The following is a 15772-nucleotide window of genomic DNA, read 5'->3' as shown; positions in this document are numbered from 1 at the left end:
ATTCCTGCGGATCTCCGAGGCCATCTACACGCCGGCGTCGCCTTCTCCAGGATAGGCTTCGAAGGAGAGCGAACACCATGTCGAGCCGGTCTCCCACGCCTTCCACGCCTCTGCCTCTCGCGCATGTTCCTCCTGCGCTCCGTTCCGAAGAGTTCCAGAGGCTCGCGCTGTCGCTTCCCGAGGCCGAGGAGCAGGACCACTTCGGCAAACCATCGTTCCGCGTGCGAGGGAAGATCTTCGCGACCCACTGGGTGGCGGAGGAGCACGCGGTCCTGAAGCTGTCCCTCGAGGAGCAGGACAGCCTGGTGCAGGCGCAGCCCGACGTCTTCTCCGTGACGCCGTGGGGACACCAGGGCTGGACCCGGGTGGAGCTCCGCCGCGTCGATCGGACGCTCCTGGAAGAGCTGCTCGTGGGCGCCTGGCGTCGCGTGGCGCCGAAGCGCGTTGTCGCGCAGTGGGACGCCGGCCGCAGCGGGAAGCCGGCGGCGCCCCCGGGCGCCCCCTCACGCACGCGGGGACGTCGGCGCGCACCCTGACGTGCGCCGAGACACCCGGCCGGAGAGCGCCTCGACAGCGCGCGGCGAGGCTCGCGCCGAGGCCGCTTTCTATTTTCTCTCCAGCAGGAAGAAAGATTGAACCGTGGTCGTAGTAGGCTCGGCCCGCGCGCCTGCCCGGTCGACGATACAGCCCGCTCGCTTCCTTCGGCGGAGCCGTCCTCGAGCGCCGCGCGGACACTCAGGTGAACATTCTCGATGAGGGAGCGCTCGATGACACGGATGAAGCTTCTTGGATTGGTGATGGCTGGCCTCGCGCTCGCAGCTTGCGGCGGCGACGACGACGGGGGTGACGGGGGCCAGAGCGGTGGTGACCTCGACAGCAAGCAGCTCGGCGAGCTGACGGCCGCGGAGTCCCAGGCGGTGTGCGACGATATCGCCGGATCATTCGAGATCTCGAAGGAGGACATGTGCGACCTTGAAGGGCTGTCCGCCACCTTCGCGGGAGAGGACTGCGAGGCCGCCAAGGCGGAGTGCATCAGCTCTCCGGCGGAGCCCGAGCCGACCGGTTCGTGCGACACGTCCGGGTTCGCGGGGTGTACCGCCACGGTCGCAGAGCTCAAGGGCTGCATAACCGCCACGACCAACCTCCTCAAGGCGATCACGTGTGAGTCGTCCCTCGAGGACCTCGCACAGCAGCCAGCGGCGTGCGCGGCCGTCAGCGAGAAGTGCCCGGAGCTCTCCGGAGCCGAGGGCGAGGGCTCCTGAGGTAGCCCCTCGCCCCGCTCACCGGTCGATCTCGGGCGCCACGACGTCGAAGCGCGCGATGAGCGCCACGAGGTCGGCCAGGAACAGCCCGGGGCTCTTGGCCTCATCGCCATCGCGGTGAAGCTCCCTGTCCAGAATCGCGCCCGTTACGCCTCCTCCCCGCCCAGGCCATGACATGCGGTGGGCCGAGCGCCTCCACAAGCTGCACGCGATCTGCCTCGAGCGCCATCCCGCGCTGTCCGCCGATCTGATCTTCACCGACGAGATGGTCGACCCCGTGGCACGCAAGGCCGACGTGGCGATCCGGATGGGACGCTGCCCGAGAGCGCGGAGCGCGGGTATCGTCAGGCGAACGGGGTGCCTGCGGGTCCTGAACGGCCAGGAACGCACCTTCCTTGTCAAGGAGAGCTCGAATGAGACGGATGACGCTTCTCGAGGTCCTGGCGGCTGGGCTCGCGCTCGTGGCGTGCGGTGACGATGGGGGCGAGACCGCGATCGCCCTCGACGAGAACCAGCAGCTCGGCGAGCTGACGAGCCAAGAGGCCAGCCAGGTGTGCGACGATCTCGAACAGCCGATGAAGCTCTCGAAAGTGGACCAGTGCGACCTCCTCGGACTGCTCATCTCCTCTGAGAAAGGGGACTGCGTGGTCACCTGGCGGAAGTGCCTCACCACTCCAGGTGAGCCGCTGACGTCGAGCATGTGCAACACGTCCGAGTTCAAGTGGTGCACCGCCACGGTCGCGGAGGTCAAGGCCTGCATGATCGCCGTGACCGAAGCCATGAAGGCGCTCTCGTGCGGGTCCGACCTCGACCTCTTGCAGTCTCCTGAGGAGTGCGCGGCCGTCAGCGAGACGTGCCCGTGGCTCCTCCAGGATGCCGTGGGCTTCTGAGGTCGCCGCTCGCCACGCTCACCGGTCGATCTCGGGCGCCACGACGTCGAAGCTCGCGCTCGGCGCGACAAGGTCGGCCGGGGACAGCCCCGCGCCGCCGATGAAGCCATTGCGTGCCCGCGTGTCCCGGTCAATGCAGGCTCCTATCCGAATGCTTGACAAGCATGAATAAAGGTCTATCTCACAAAGCTCAGGCACAAGGGGGGGTATCATGGAAATCAAAAGCGGGGCGGCGCCGAGAGACACGGCGTCTCCAACATATTTCATTGTCACCTGTCTGGCTGGCGTCTCAGCGAAGCGGCGCCGGAGCCGACGCGCAGGAAGCGGGGCATGCGCGGCTGGCCGGCCCTGGCTCGGCGTCGTGTATGCGGCGCTGGCGTTCGCGACACTCCTGCTCTTTCCGACCCGAGCAGCCCACGCGCAGCCCGCGAACGATGCCATCACATCTGCCACCGTGGTTCCACAGCTCCCTTTCACCGACACCATCAGCACCGTCGATGCGACCACGGCGCTCGACGACCCCAACTGCGCCGGAAACGGGCCGACGGTATGGTACTCCTTCACGCCGAGTACGGACGTCGATGTCTTCGTAGAAGCCAATACGTTCGGGAGTGAATACGACACGACTGTCTCGGTGTACACAGGCAGCCCGGGGAACCTGACCCAGCTCGCGTGCAATGACGATGCGGTTGGCTTGCTGTCACGCGTGGTCTTCAACGCCACTGCCGGCACCACCTACTACGTCATGGTGGGGGCGTACGGGAGCGGTCCGGGCGGCAATCTCGTCTTCACGATGGATCTCGCCCCACCTCCGCTCGACGTCTCGGTCGCGATCGATCGGAAGGCCAGCTTCGATCCGGCTGCGGGGACGGCGGTCGTGTCGGGGACGGTGACGTGCTCGCGCCCCGTCGTCGTGACGGTCTACGGGGAGCTCCGGCAGCGTGTGGCCAGGCACTTCGAGATAGTGGGCTTCTTCTGGACAGATGTCTTCTGCGAGAGCGAGATCCCGTGGAGCGCCACCATCGACCCCGACACCGGGTTCTTCAAAGGAGGTCAGGCGGTCGTCACTGCCACGGCGTACGCCTTCGATCCAAATTTAGGGGAGTCCAACCAAAACACGCAGCAGAGGGACGTCTCTCTGACCGGCAAGTAGTCACAGCGCCGCGTTGCTCGCCGTGGGGAAACATCCTCGGAGCGCGCGGCTGCACCCCCGCGACCGACAGCCGCGTTCGGTCCTCGTCGCCAGGCGGCGTCTCTGGGCGCCCGCGCAAATCCATGTGGGCGAGCGGGTTGTTCAGCACGTAGCTGCACGCGTCTCAGCTCTGGCCGAAAAGCGGCTTCGAGACGAGCGGATCGGCGTCGCGAAGCGGCCAATCTCCGGTTCAACCATCCACCGCTTCCTGCGGACGAGCACGCTCCAAGTATCCTATCCTCCAGCGCGCGGTCCGCGCGGCTCGGCAACACGCCGCGGCGCGCAGGGGCATGCGCGACAGCGCGCCGCGCTCGCCGGTCGATCGGGATCGCGCTGATCCGCCAGGAACTCAACCTGGTGGAGAACCTCGATATCGCTGCCGACCTCTCCCCCGGCCTGGAGCCGCGAGCGCGACGGGCCCGCGCGCGCAGCGGGAGGCGCCGTGCCTGAGCCACGAAGCGACCCGGGAAGCCCGGCCTGTTCCACGTCGCGGCGGACATCGAGGTCGGCGCGCTTGTTCTGCTGCTCGAGCGGTATAACCCCGGAGACCTGGAGCTGATCCACACCGTCTACGTCGGCGGTAGGCAGATCCCCCGCCGCGTGCGTGCGTTCGTCGATCCTCTGGTGGACGGCCTCGCCGGCGCGCCGCTCCTCTGCGCTGCCCAGGCGCCCTCGACCTGAGGCGCGGGCTCGTGGGCGCTCCGGCGCATCGACGAGCGCGGGGCGCGGGTATCGTCGAGGCGACGGGGTGCCTGCGGGTCCTGAACGGCCAGGAACGCACCTTCCTTGTCAAGGAGAGCTCGAATGAGACGGATGACGCTTCTCGGGGTCCTGGCGGCTGGGCTCGCGCTCGTGGCGTGCGGTGACGATGGGGGCGAGACCGCGATCGCCCTCGACGAGAACCGGCAGCTCGGCGAGCTGACGGCCGAAGAGGCCAGTCAGGTGTGCGACGATCTCGAACAGCCGATGAAGCTCGCGAAAGCAGACCAGTGCGATCTCGTCGGACTGCTCAACTCCTCTGAGATAGAGGACTGCGTGGCCATCTGGCGGGCGTGCCTCATCTCTGCAAATGAACCGCTGACGTCGACCAGGTGCTTCACGTACGACTTCGAGGGGTGCACCGTCACGGTCGCGGAGGCCAAGACCTGCCTGATCGCCATGGCCGGCACCCTCAAGGCGCTCTCGTGCGGGTCCAGCCTCGACCTCTTGCAGCCTCCTGCGGAGTGCGCGGGCGTCCGCGCGATCTGCCCGTCGATCCTCGAAAACGGCGAAGGCTTCTGAGGTCGCCCCTCGCCCCGCTGACCGGCCGCTCTCGCTCTGGCTGCACAGCCGACGTCAGCCGGGTCACCGCATCCCCTCGCGCCCATGCCTTCGGTCGTCGAGCGCGAGCGTCAAGCTGTCGCGGCTCCTCGCATCCTACATCCGAACACCTGCAGCGGCCCGCGCCCGGACCCGCGCCGGCCGGGCATCCCGGACCTTGACAGGTGACCATTTGGTAACATATCAAGGAGGTGACGGACGACGATCGCGTCTTCAAGGCGCTGGCCGATCCCACCCGGCGCTCCCTCCTCGACCGGCTCTTCGCGCGTGACGGCCTCACGCTCACGGAGCTCGAGTCCGAGCTCGAGATGTCGCGGTTCGGCGTGATGAAGCACCTTCGGGTGCTCGAAGCCGCGGGGCTCGTCGTCACGGTTCGATCGGGCCGGAAGAAGCTTCACTACCTGAACCCGGTCCCCATTCGCCAGATCCACGATCGTTGGATCGACAAGTACACCGAGGGGCGCATTTCGGCGCTCGTTGATCTGAAGAGACAACTGGAGAAGAACAATGACGACGAAGAGTGAGAAGCCGGTCCACATCTACCGAGTCCACATCAAGGCGACGCCCGAGGCCGTCTGGGATGCGATCACGAAGCCCGAGTGGATCGAGAGGTACGGTTACTGCGCCCGCGCGGAGTACGATCTGCGCCCCGGCGGCAAATACCAGGCGTTCGCGAACGCGGAGATGGCCCAGCACGGCGGCCCCAACGTGATCATCGATGGAGAGGTCATCGAGGCCGATCCCCCGCGAAAGCTCGTTCAGACGTGGCGCATCCTCTGGGATCCCGAGATGAAGGAGGAAGGCTTCAGGCGACTTACCTGGGAGATCGAGGTGAGCCCCTACGGCATCACGTCGCTGACCGTGACCCACGAGGTCGGCGACGCGCCCAAGACAGCCGCCATCACCTCGGGCGCGATCAAGGAAGCCGGCGGTGGCTGGAGCTACATCCTGAGCGATCTGAAGACGCTGCTCGAGACAGGCAAGACGCTGTCGGCGGCTTGAAAGCGCTGCGCCGCGCGTCCGGACGGCCGATCGCGCCGTCGGCCGGCGTCACCTGGCGCGGGCCCAGCGCCAGAGCTCGCGGAGGGTCGGCGTCGCTCCATGGGAGAGGACGCCTGTCCGGAAGATCTTGGCAGCGACCCAGACGAAGAGCAGCACGGTCGCGCCGGTGCCGCCGATGGCGACGAGGATCTGCCAGAGCGGCGGGTCGGAGACGAGGACCCGGACGAACATCACCATCGGGGCGTAGATCGGGATCATCGAGAGCACGACGGCGAGCGTCGAGCCAGGGTGACCGGCGATGATCACGAGGAAGAACGGCGGCGCGGAGAGCGCCATCGAGATCGGGCTCATCAGCTGCTGCGCGGCCTTCTCGGAGCTCGCGGCCGCGCCCCCGACGGCATAGACAGCCACGTTCACGAGGTATCCCAGCAGAAAGAACACGACGAAGTACACGGCGACCATGGGACGAAGCAGGGTCTCGGCGTCGATGAGGCGCGGCCCTCCCAGCGCGCCTATCGCGACGCCCGCGACAGCCGCCATCCCGAGCCACACGAGGATCTGCGTGAGGCCGGCGGCGGCGAGGCCGAGGATCCTCCCGGACAGGAGCTCGAACGGCGTCACCGAGGAGAGGAGGATCTCCATGATCCTGTCCGACTTCTCCTGCACGATGCGGCGCAAGATCTCGCGACCATTCAAGAGGATCGCGACGAAGAGCAGGCCGCCGAAGCCGAAGGCGACGAGCAGGTCGAGGTCTCCGCCGGGGCCCCCGGGGCCGCTCGAGGAGAGAGGCGCCGGATCGAACGCAGGGGGCGACAGGAGGCCCTCGATCTCGGCGGCGTCGCGGCCGCGCGCCGTCCACCGCGCCACGGCGACGCCGCGCGCCACCACGGCCGCGGCGTGCTCGACGGCTTCGAGGTCGGCGCCCCTCGCGTACAGCGCGCCCCGCGCGCCGGGGTCCTCGAGCATCGCGGGCGGGAGCACCACCACGCCGTCCACGCCGCGCCCTCCCGTCTCGACGCCCGCCCTCGCGCCGTCGAGCAGCGCCGCGACGGCCGCGCTCGTGGCAGCGGCGTCCCCGGGGGCCACGTAGGTGAGCCGCAGCCGGGCGGCCCTCGGGAGCACAGCGCTGCCCATCGCGGCGCCGAGCGACCTCGCGGAGGAGCGCGCCGACGCCTCCTCGGCCAGGCCCGCGGAGGCGGCCTCCACGACCCCACGGAGCCGGCCTGTCCCGTCGACCACGACGACCGAGCGGTCGCCGGCGCCGACGGCGACGATGAGCGCAGGGAGCAGGCCCACCGCCGCGAAGAGGACCGGCAGGAGGAGCGTCGTGAGGACGAAGGACGCGGTCTTCACCGAGGCGACGTACTCACGCTTCAACACGACGAGGATGCGGCTCACGACGCCTCCAGCGCCGCGCCCCGGCCCGGGCGCGCCCTGGGGGCGAGCGGCGGCGGGGCGCCCTCGCCGACGACGCGAGAGAAGATCTCGCCGAGCGACGGCGACGAGACCTCGAACCGCCGCACCTGGAGGCGCGAGAGCGCCGCCGAGAGCGCCCGCTGCGCGTCGCCGGCGTCGCGCAGCACGAGCTCCGCCACGCCCGGCTCGATCCGCGCGCTCACCACGCCGTCGACGCCGAGGAGGAAGGTCCCGTCGCCGTCGAACTCGATCCGCGCTGTGTTGCCGGCGAAGGACGCCTTCACCTCGCCGACGGGCCCCGAAAGGACGACGCGCCCCCGATCGACGACGACCACGTGGTCGGCCAGGCTCTCGGCGAGCGGCATGACGTGGGTCGAGAGCAAGAGGGTCTTTCCGGCGGCGCGGAGCTCCCCGAAGAGCCGCTTCACGAGCACGGCGTTGACGGGATCGAGGCCCGACATCGGCTCGTCGAGGACGAGGATCTCCGGGTCGTGGACGAGCGCGCCGCAGAGCTGCACCTTCTGCTGGTTGCCCTTCGACAGCGTCTCGATCCGCGCGCGCGCGACGTGCCCGAGCTCGAGCGACCGGAGGAGCCGCGCGGCGCTCTCGCGCGCGCGGCGCGGGCGGACGCCCTTGAGCTCGCCGAGGAAGGCCAGGTGCTCGGCGACCGGCATCTGCTTGTACAGGCCTCGCTCCTCCGGGAGGTACCCGACGCGATCGCGGATCGCGACGCTGTCGCTCCTGCCCCCGAGCACCTCGACCGCGCCCTCGTCGGGGAGGAGGATGCCTGTCACGAGGCGCATCGTCGTCGTCTTCCCAGCGCCGTTCCGGCCGAGGAGCGCGGTGGCGCCGCCGCGCCGCACCTCGAACGACACGGCGTCGACGGCCCGGCGCGACGCGAAGACCTTCGTCGCCCCGCGGAGCGAGATCGCGGGCGTCATCGGCGCTCCGGGGCCGAGGCGCTCGCGGCCCGGTCGCCGTGCGCGGCGCGGCGATAACACACCTCGCGCAGCGCAACGCGCTTGAACTCGTCCGCGTCGGCGAAGCCGGCGGAGCGCAGCGCGCTCGCCGGATCGGGCGGCACGGGCGCGCCCAGGCATCGCTCGAAATACCATCGGATCAGGTCGCCTTCGGCCATCCCCGCGTCGGAGAAGGCGGGGTTCGACAGGCCGAGCTCGGCGAGGCGCTGCTGCTTGTCGCGGGCCCGAGAGAGCAGCTCCGCGTACTCGCCGGAGACCGAGAGGTGGTCGCGGACGTGGCCTTGCGCCACCTCGTCGGTCGCCTTCTCGACCCAGCCGATGAGCGCCTCGTCGCGGAGCAGCCGCGTCAGCTCGCCCCAGCCGACGCTGAACCGACCCATCCACGCCTTCACGTCGTCCGGCTCGTAGAGCCGCCGCTCGCGGCGGAAGGCGTCGGACGTCCGCTCCAGCGCGGCGTTGTCCACGGTGAGGCCGCGCCGCTCGGCCTCCTGCAGCGCGAGGTACCGGAGCATGGCCCCGCGCTTCGCCCGGCCGTAAGCCGCCGCGTCGAGCCGGAGCTCGTCCAGGATGCCGTCGAGGGCGACTGTCTCATACGGCAACGGGTCGCCGGCGCTCGGGCGCTCCGCGGCGACCATCTCGCCGGCGGCCTGCTCGGCGCGGCACCAGAACTCGGTGACCTCGAACCTGTACGTGACGGTCTTCAGCGAGAAGCCCGCCTCGGCGCGCGCACGGAGGTGCCGGAGCAGCGCGATCGCGTCGTCGCGCTTCTGGTGGACGCGCCCCTTCGGGAGGAAGTCGCGCAGCGACGCGAGCTCGCTTTGCGGGACGCCGTGGCGGGACGCGGCGTCGAGGATCACGGGATAGACGCGGTCGGGATAGTAAAGAGACTTTGCGACCGCCGTGAGCGCGTCGCGCGTGGCCGCGGTGATCACGCCCGCGGCCGCCGCGGCGTCGAACGTCCTGCGGATATTGACCATCGCCTCGGAGCCGGCGCGAAAGCCGCTGTCCGCGGGGCCGTGGACGACGGCCACCTCGTCGTCATCCTCGATGAGGCCGTCGCGGTACGCCTCGAAGATGGCGCCCACGCCTTCCATGCCGAAGGCGGAGAGCTCGGCGGCGCGCAGCGCCCCCATGCTGGAGCTCCCGAAGACGTGGATGCCCTGCGCCATCGCGAAGAGGATCTCCTTGTGCCAGACCGCCGGGACCCGCTCGAAGTAGCCGTCGATGATCGCGATGGCGCTCGGGCGCTTCGCGCATGCCCGGTAGACGTCGCCCTGCGAGACCGGCGGCAGATAGAGGGCGTCGAGCTCCGCCCGCGCGGCCTCGAGCGAGAGGGTCGGACCGACAAAGACGATGATGCTCATACGATCTCCTTCAGGCCCGCCGCGCTCCGGCGCTCGAGCGCTCGGCGGAACCGGCGGCCAGGGATGTAGTTGGGGAACGAGTGGATCCCCTCGAGCCCGGGAATCACGATCTTGACGACGGGGATGCCGAACTCCGGCTTCGTGAGATCGAAGGCGACGACGCTGTCGATCCCGACCGCGCGCAGCCGCTCGAGCTGCCAGGCGACGTCGTCCTCGAACGTGTCGCCCGCGAACGTCGGCCCCGCGGAGAACGGGCGCTCTCCGCGCGCCGTCAGCAGCCGGCGGACGTGCCGGACCTGATCGGGGCTCCGGTGGCGGTCGTACTCGGCCCGGAGGAGGTCGTCGCGCGCGCCCGAGATGACCGTGAGCCGGGTCTGCGCGGCCTCGGTGAGGGCGCGCAGCAGCGCGACGGCGCGCGACGGATGGCAGCCTTGCCCGCCGGAGCCGTGGAGCGCCCGGACGGCGTCCTCCGTCCGCTCGGCGATCAGGCACTCGTACGAGGGGATACCGACGTCGGAGGTGGTCTCCCACGCGCCGACGGCGACCCCGGCGGCCGAGAATTTCGCGAGCACCTCGCGGCAGCCGGGATCATCGATGCTGTCGAGATCGAGCCGCCTCGCGTCCCGCTCCTCGTCGGTGAGGGCCCCCCACACGGCCGTGGCGTCGCGCTCGACCACCTCGCAGATACCGTAGCTCACCGCCTCGAGGAGCCCGTTCCCCGACGAGAGCCCGTTGGTCGAGCAGCAGAAGATACCCGCGTTGACGCGGCCCGTCGCGGTGGCGTTGACGTGCACGAGCTCGTAGGGGACCCACACGGGGGCGCCGCGCATGAGGTCGTAGCCCTCGGCCCACAGGAGCGGGGTGTCCTCGTCGAGCGGCACGCTCGAGGTCCGCGGCAGCGCGGAGACGTCGGCTATCGCGTGGGAGCGCCGGAGCTCGCGAGAGGAGCCGAGGAGCAGCGGCCGGACGATGTTCTCGCCGTGATAGGCCTCGATCGACTCCATCAGCCCCGAGACCTTCGCCGCCGCGAGCGTCAGCCCCTTTCCCTGGCTGACCGAGAGAGAGCGCGAGTTGGGGCGGCAGACGACGACGACCGGTATCCCGATCGCGTCGAGCCCCGTGACGTTGGCGATCCGCGTGATCCCCATCGCCAGCATGAAGCCCTTGATCCGATCCAAGGTCTCCTCGGGCGAGGCCGCGCGGTGGGTGCCGTTCATGAAGCGCTTCTTCTCGGGGCCCGAGAGCCCCGGCATGGGCGGAAGCTTGGTCTGAGTCTCCACGATGCTTCTCCTTCGCTCTGCGCCCATGGCGGGCGCGGCTCGAGTTCGTTCAGGTGCTTTGCAAACCGAGGACCACCGGCCTGTCGCGGCGGCCGTCGCCGCGGCAGGCGTCGCGCCGCGCGCGGGCGATGGCCGTGACGAGCCGCCGCTCCTCCGGCGGCACGCCCGGGGTGAGCTCCGCGGCGCGCGCGAGCGCGGCCGCCCTGCCGGCGTCGTCCCCCGCGGCGGCGGCGACGTCGGCCTCGAGGTGCGCCGCGGCGAGCGCGAGCAGGGGCGCGCTCCGCGGAGCGGCGCCCCCGAGCGCGGCGAGGCGCGCGCGCAGCCGATCGAGGTGCGCCCCCGCCGCGCCGGCCTCCCCCCGCGCGAGGGACGACTCGGCGCGCACGTGGAGCACGGCGAGCTCGCCGTAGGGCGAGCGCCACACGCGGGCGCGCGCGGGCCGCGCGCCGTCGAGCCACGCGCGGACCGGGGCCGCGTCGCGGCGCGCGAGGCCGAGCGAGATCGCGTTCTGCGCGGCGAGCGAGGCGAGGTCGAAGAGGCCGATCCACGCCGCGTGGCAGGCCGCGATCTCGAAGAGCGCCGCCGCTTCGGCGAGCTCGCCCGCGGCCGCGACGCTGCTCGCGAGGCGCACGCGCACCATGAGGGCGCGGCGGAAATCGGCGAGCTCCTCGGCGAAGGCGAGCGCCCGCCGCTGGTGCGCGAGGCCGCGCTCGTGCTCGCCGCTGGCCGCGTGCGCGGCGCCGCGCCACGCGTGCGCGGCGGCGAGGCACTGCGGCGGTGCGTCGCCGCGCGGCGCGGCGAGCAGGGCGTCGAGCCGCGCCTCGTGCTCGGCGCGGCGCTCGTCGGTGGCGCACGCGAGCGCGGCGTCGAGCTCCGCCCAGCAGCGCTCCGCGGCGGACGCGCCGGGCGCAAAGCGCTGCGGAGCGACCTCGTCCCGGAGCGCGTCGAGCGCGGCGGTCTCGCCCAGGTTGTGGAGCGCGGCGAGGAGGACGCGCCGCGCGAGCGCGCGGCGGCGCTCCGGGAGGCCGAGGCGGAGCGCCGCCTCCGCCGCCTGCCGCGCGAGGGCGGGGCGCGACATGCGGAGCATCGTCCTCGCGAGCGCCACGAGCGCGTCGGCCCGCGCCGCGGGCGAGAGGCCGGGCGACGCCAGGGCGTCGCCGAGGATCGCGGCGGCCTCGTGCAGCGCGCCGGCGCGGCAGAACGCTTCGCCCCGCGCGACCGTCGCGGGCCCCGGCGTCGCCGCGGGGGCGGCCGCTTCGGCTCCGGGCGCGGTCGCGGTCGCGACGCGGAGGAGCCCCGGCCCCTCCTCGATCTCGGCCACGATCGCGGCCCACCCGGGGCTCGGGCGCCCGCTCGCGGCGATGACGAGGGCGAGCGGCTCCGTCTCCAGGGCGCGCGCGAGGAACCCGACGGCGTGCTGCGTGTCGGCGTCGGCGCCGTCGACGTCGCGGAGGACGAGCACCGTGGGCTCGAGCGTGTGCTCCGCGAGGAAGACCCGGAGCGCCTCGGCCACGGAAGCCGGGTCGGGCGGCAGCGGGCACTCCGGCGCGTCGTGCGCGGCCTCGATGCGGCCGAGGGCAGCGAGGAGCGCGCCGCCCGCCGGGTGGGCGTCCGCGAGGGCGCGCAGCAGCGCGAAGGGCGCGGACATCCCGCCGGCGGGCGCGGCGGGCGCGATGAACCGGAGGCCGTCGCGGCGGGCCGCGTCGCGGAGCGCGTCGAGCGCGGCGCCTTCGCAGGGGTCGAGGAGCGCGGTGACGGGCCGGCGCTGCTCGGCCGCGCGGGCGAGGCGCTGCCACGCCTCGCCCGGCGAGACGCCCGGCGGGCGAGCCCGCGGCGGCTCGTGCGGGGCGCCTGCCTCGGCGAGCGCGTCGGCCACCCACACCTCGAAGGCGAGCGTGAGCCCGAGGCGGTTATGGAACGTGTGAGCGAGGTTGAGCGCGACCGTCGCCAGCGGCACGCCGAGCGCTCCGCGCCGCGACGCCTCGGCGAGCTCGGGCAGATCGGCGTCGAACGCGGCGAGGAGCGCGCGCTCGCCGTCGACGAGCTCGCCGAGCGCGGCGAGCCCCTCTCCCCGCACGAGCGCGCGCACCAGCGCCACCGACTCGTCGTCCGGCGCTGCGCAGACGAGCTCCATGCCCGAGATCGCGCGGGCGAACGTGCGCCAGTGCCGCGCGTACCCCGCGAGGAACGACCGCCGCGCGTCGCCCGCGACGCCCGCGCGCGCGAGCAGCGCGTCGAGCGCGCACGCCGCGACGAGGGCGCGCGCCCGCGGTCGCCCCGCCGTCTTCCGGATGCAGCCGAGCGCGAACCTGCTCGACGCGAAGAACTGCCGCTCCGCGATCTCCATCCCCGCGGGCCCTCCGTGCTTCTCCAGCTCCGGCTCGTACGCGGCGGCCTCCGTGCGCGACACGGCGGTGCAGCACGCCGCCGCGGCGTCCACGCGCGCCGCCACGTCGACGGGGTCGTGCCCGGGCGCCACGCGCACGCGCAGCCGCAGGTGGTCGCCTCCCTCGGCGTACCGGAGGAAGAAGAAGCGATCGATCGCGCCGCGCTGCTCGAGCTCGGACACGAGCGGATCGATCAGCCCGAGGAGGAGCGCGTCCGTCCCCTCGCCCTCGAGGCCCCGATCGTGGAACAGCTTCCGGTAGATCCAGCTCATCGCGCGCTCCTCTCGCCGTCGATCTCGACAAGCAGCTCCGCCGCGTGCGGCCTCCCGTCGAGGCGCAGCCACGACGTCTCGGGCTCCGGCAGGAGCTCGGTGAAGACGAGGTACCCGCTCCTCACGTCGCCGGGACCGCCGAGCAGGCGAGCCAGCCCGATCAGCGTGAACGGGCTCTCCCAGTCGACGTACATGTTCGTCTCGGTGAAGCCGTAGCCGGCCACCTCCCGCCCGACGTACCGGGCGAACCCCCGGCTCGGGAGATCGAGCTCGCGCCGCAGGCGCGCGATCGCGCGGAAGTACGACGCGTACGGCTGCTTCGGCTCCTTGCGCGGGATCGCGCTCACCGGGATCGCCCACCGCGCGCGCTCCACCACGACGCGACCGACCGTGAGGCGCGGGCGCCGCGGGGCCAGCGCGACGCCACGGGCCAGATCGAGGCGATCGAGCACGTTGTAGAGATCCGCCCGCTCCGCCACCGTGTCGTCGCGGAGCCGCGGCGAGAGCGCGCGGAGCAGGAAGTGCGGATCGGGGAGCGCGGCGTCCCGCAGGAAGCCGAGGTGGATCGGCTCGATCTCGCGGCCGAGGCGCCGCGATCGGAGCCGGAGCTCGACCGTCGCCGCGTCGAAGCGGAGGGAGAGATCGCGGAGCGGCAGGACCTTGTCGCCGGGCGCGCTCGGCTCCCACGGGAGCTCGAGCGCCCACTCCGTGAGGCGCGGGTGCACCTGGAAGTTGAGGCCGAGCGTGGGCGAAAGCTCGACGGGGAGCGGACCGTCCTCCTGCGCCAGGCGGCGGCGGATCGCCTCGAGGGCCTCGGGGGCGCGCCCTCGGCGTCCGCGAGGTAGCGCGACAGGTACTTCGCGCGCCCGGCCTGCGCGCCGTTGAGCACGACGCGCGGCTCTCCGCCGTCTCGCGGGCAGGGAGGCGCGATCTGGAGGAAGAGCGCCATCGACGACGGCGCGTCCGGGGCGGCGAGCCCCTCGAAGAGGCCTGGATCGAGGCGCACGACGTCGCCCGTCGCCGCGGCGGCGACGCGGCCGAGCTCCGCGTCGATCCAGCGGATCGGCTCGGACGCGCCGCGGATGACAGCGACGCGCCGCGGGTCCTCGAGGATCTCGGTCACGAAGCCGCCGACGTCGTCGCACACGCCGTCACGGCCGAACCGCTCGACGAACGCCGCGCAGAGCCGGCGGTGCGCGGCCCCGCAGGCGCTCGCGCGCACGAGGCGCACGACCGGCTCGAGCGCCTCGGCGAGCGCCCCGCGTGGGGCAGGGAGCTCCGCGCCGAAGGCGCCATCCATCATGACATCCTCGAGCATGGACGAGCGCCCAGGGCCGCGGCCGAGCTCGGCGGCGAGGCGCGCGCGCGCCTCGACGCCGGCGGTCGCGTAGTCCTCGAGGCGCCGCGCGACCGAGCGGAGCTCGTCCGGCGCGCCCGCGCACCCGATCTCGCCCAGGGCGTCCGCCGCGGCGCGCAGCGCCGCAGGGGTCGGCCCCATCGGGACGCTCGCCGGCTCGAGCATGCCCGCCTCGACGAGCTGCTCGAGGACGTCGCGGCACGCTCGCTCGTCGGCGTCGTCCGACGCGAGCGCCCGGGCGGCGTCCTCGAGCGTGCGCCCCTCGGCGCCCTCGACGAGGCGGGCGACGGCGGGGGTCCACCCGAGCGACATCAGCTCGCCCGACCCGGCGCGCGAGAACACGACCGACGGCGCGGCGCCCGCCGCGAAGCGCCGGAGCGGGTTCATCCGGAGCGGCAGGCGCGCGCGTGCGTGGGCGTGAGCCGACGGCTGAGAAGACATCGCGCGCGCGACGAGCTCCCCGGCGTGCGCGAGCGCGAGCTGCGGGAGGCTGCGCCACCGCGCCTCCTCGGGCGTGCGCGGCGTGCGCGGCGCGCGCGCCACGTCGCAGACGCCTGGGGGCAACGCGGAGAGGTCGAGCAGCGCGACGCCAGCGAACCCCGCGAACGGCGTCGTCCGCGCCGTCGCGCGGAAGACGTAACGCGCGATCGTGGCCTCGCGGATCTGCTGCGCCGAGGTGAGCGGCGCGCCGCTCGGGATCTCCGCGAGCTTCTGCGCCGTGGTATAATGGTCGGCGCTCGAGAGCAGGATCCCGCCGAGCAGGCGCGAGCTCCCGAGCGTCTTCCGGAAGCGCTCCGACGCGGCGATCCACTCCGCGGCGAACGTCGCCTCGTAGCGCTCCTCCAGCGCGGCGCACCGGGCCGCGCGCGCGTCGACGAGCGCGAGCGCGGCGCGCGCCCCTTCCGGCGGCGCTGTCCTCGCGCCCTCGAGCGCGCCGGCCGCCACGGCCTTCCCGTTGAACAGCCGCCGCTTCACCTCGAGCGCCGCGCGGCGCAGCGCCTCGTCCTCGCAGCCGCGCACGACGTCGAACATGCGCGCCGCCGCGTCCGC

At 72.4% G+C, this 15772-nt stretch carries 14 protein-coding genes and 1 pseudogene; 7 read left to right on the top strand and 8 right to left on the bottom strand.

The window, feature by feature from the left end; genetic code table 11:
- Positions 1-77 precede the first annotated feature (77 nt).
- A complete protein-coding gene (locus tag WME73_RS49915; RefSeq protein ID WP_437914178.1) occupies positions 78-536 on the top strand; it encodes an MmcQ/YjbR family DNA-binding protein in 459 nt (152 codons plus the stop codon).
- A gap of 231 nt (positions 537-767) precedes the next feature.
- A complete protein-coding gene (locus WME73_RS49910; RefSeq protein ID WP_437914177.1) occupies positions 768-1262 on the top strand; it encodes a hypothetical protein in 495 nt (164 codons plus the stop codon).
- 18 nt (positions 1263-1280) lie between these two features.
- On the opposite strand, the gene WME73_RS49905 is transcribed toward WME73_RS49910, so the two are convergent.
- Positions 1281-1439: a hypothetical protein gene (locus tag WME73_RS49905; protein WP_437914176.1), complete on the bottom strand. Its 159-nt coding sequence runs from the start codon at positions 1437-1439 to the stop codon at positions 1281-1283.
- A gap of 245 nt (positions 1440-1684) precedes the next feature.
- Here WME73_RS49905 and WME73_RS49900 point away from each other — a divergent pair, with 245 nt between their 5' ends.
- From WME73_RS49900 to WME73_RS49880, 5 genes are all read left to right on the top strand, one after another.
- The gene (locus tag WME73_RS49900) at positions 1685-2152 is read left to right on the top strand and encodes a hypothetical protein (protein ID WP_437914175.1); all 468 of its coding nucleotides are present in this window, start codon (positions 1685-1687) and stop codon (positions 2150-2152) included.
- A 211-nt stretch (positions 2153-2363) separates the two neighbouring features.
- The gene (locus WME73_RS49895) at positions 2364-3305 is read left to right on the top strand and encodes a hypothetical protein (RefSeq protein ID WP_437914174.1); all 942 of its coding nucleotides are present in this window, start codon (positions 2364-2366) and stop codon (positions 3303-3305) included.
- A gap of 852 nt (positions 3306-4157) precedes the next feature.
- On the top strand, positions 4158-4625 hold the full coding sequence (locus tag WME73_RS49890; RefSeq protein WP_437914173.1) for a hypothetical protein: 468 nt from the start codon (positions 4158-4160) through the stop codon (positions 4623-4625).
- Between the two features lie 230 nt (positions 4626-4855).
- Entirely contained in the window at positions 4856-5188 is a 333-nt protein-coding gene (locus WME73_RS49885; RefSeq protein WP_437743323.1) for an ArsR/SmtB family transcription factor, read from the top strand.
- The gene (locus WME73_RS49880) at positions 5172-5666 is read left to right on the top strand and encodes an SRPBCC family protein (protein ID WP_437914172.1); all 495 of its coding nucleotides are present in this window, start codon (positions 5172-5174) and stop codon (positions 5664-5666) included. Before WME73_RS49885 ends, WME73_RS49880 begins: the two co-directional genes overlap by 17 nt.
- Before the next feature lie 48 nt (positions 5667-5714).
- Here WME73_RS49880 and WME73_RS49875 read toward each other — a convergent pair whose 3' ends face one another.
- The 7 genes and pseudogenes from WME73_RS49875 to WME73_RS49845 all read right to left on the bottom strand — a co-directional run.
- The gene (locus WME73_RS49875; protein WP_437914171.1) at positions 5715-7064 is read right to left on the bottom strand and encodes an ABC transporter permease; all 1350 of its coding nucleotides are present in this window, start codon (positions 7062-7064) and stop codon (positions 5715-5717) included.
- Entirely contained in the window at positions 7061-8023 is a 963-nt protein-coding gene (locus tag WME73_RS49870; RefSeq protein WP_437914170.1) for an ABC transporter ATP-binding protein, read from the bottom strand. Before WME73_RS49870 ends, WME73_RS49875 begins: the two co-directional genes overlap by 4 nt.
- Entirely contained in the window at positions 8020-9426 is a 1407-nt protein-coding gene (locus WME73_RS49865) for a TfuA-like protein (RefSeq protein ID WP_437914169.1), read from the bottom strand. Before WME73_RS49865 ends, WME73_RS49870 begins: the two co-directional genes overlap by 4 nt.
- Complete coding sequence (locus WME73_RS49860) at positions 9423-10706, bottom strand: YcaO-like family protein (RefSeq protein WP_437914168.1); 1284 nt, start codon at positions 10704-10706, stop codon at positions 9423-9425. The genes WME73_RS49865 and WME73_RS49860 overlap by 4 nt, the downstream gene beginning before the upstream one ends.
- Positions 10707-10755: 49 nt before the next feature.
- Positions 10756-13365 (bottom strand): thiopeptide-type bacteriocin biosynthesis protein, encoded by a 2610-nt coding sequence (locus WME73_RS49855; RefSeq protein WP_437914167.1) that lies wholly within the window; start codon positions 13363-13365, stop codon positions 10756-10758.
- Positions 13362-14090 carry a lantibiotic dehydratase gene (locus tag WME73_RS49850; protein ID WP_437914166.1) on the bottom strand — a complete coding sequence of 243 codons (729 nt, stop codon included), beginning with the start codon at positions 14088-14090 and terminating at the stop codon, positions 13362-13364. The genes WME73_RS49855 and WME73_RS49850 overlap by 4 nt, the downstream gene beginning before the upstream one ends.
- A gap of 113 nt (positions 14091-14203) precedes the next feature.
- Positions 14204-15754 (bottom strand): annotated as a pseudogene (locus tag WME73_RS49845) (lantibiotic dehydratase); the annotation flags it as partial.
- Between the last annotated feature and the right edge of the window lie 18 nt (positions 15755-15772).

The sequence above is a fragment of the Sorangium sp. So ce302 genome, assembly GCF_051530145.1.
GTDB classification, from domain to species: Bacteria; Myxococcota_A; Polyangia; order Polyangiales; family Polyangiaceae; genus Sorangium; species Sorangium cellulosum_B.
The sequence above is the reverse complement of the archived record's forward strand: the minus strand, read 5'-3'. Positions and strand labels throughout refer to the sequence as shown.

Bases quoted from the DNA above. Each gene is read 5' to 3' on its own strand.
- WME73_RS49900 (WP_437914175.1), top strand. From the start codon at position 1,685: ATGACGCTTCTCGAGGTCCTGGCGGCTGGGCTCGCGCTCGTGGCGTGC.
- WME73_RS49895 (WP_437914174.1), top strand. From the start codon at position 2,364: ATGGAAATCAAAAGCGGGGCGGCGCCGAGAGACACGGCGTCTCCAACA.
- WME73_RS49890 (WP_437914173.1), top strand. From the start codon at position 4,158: ATGACGCTTCTCGGGGTCCTGGCGGCTGGGCTCGCGCTCGTGGCGTGC.
- WME73_RS49865 (WP_437914169.1), bottom strand. From the start codon at position 9,426: ATGAGCATCATCGTCTTTGTCGGTCCGACCCTCTCGCTCGAGGCCGCG.
- WME73_RS49880 (WP_437914172.1), top strand. From the start codon at position 5,172: ATGACGACGAAGAGTGAGAAGCCGGTCCACATCTACCGAGTCCACATC.
- WME73_RS49910 (WP_437914177.1), top strand. From the start codon at position 768: ATGACACGGATGAAGCTTCTTGGATTGGTGATGGCTGGCCTCGCGCTC.
- WME73_RS49905 (WP_437914176.1), bottom strand. From the start codon at position 1,439: ATGTCATGGCCTGGGCGGGGAGGAGGCGTAACGGGCGCGATTCTGGAC.
- WME73_RS49915 (WP_437914178.1), top strand. From the start codon at position 78: ATGTCGAGCCGGTCTCCCACGCCTTCCACGCCTCTGCCTCTCGCGCAT.
- WME73_RS49870 (WP_437914170.1), bottom strand. From the start codon at position 8,023: ATGACGCCCGCGATCTCGCTCCGCGGGGCGACGAAGGTCTTCGCGTCG.
- WME73_RS49855 (WP_437914167.1), bottom strand. From the start codon at position 13,365: ATGAGCTGGATCTACCGGAAGCTGTTCCACGATCGGGGCCTCGAGGGC.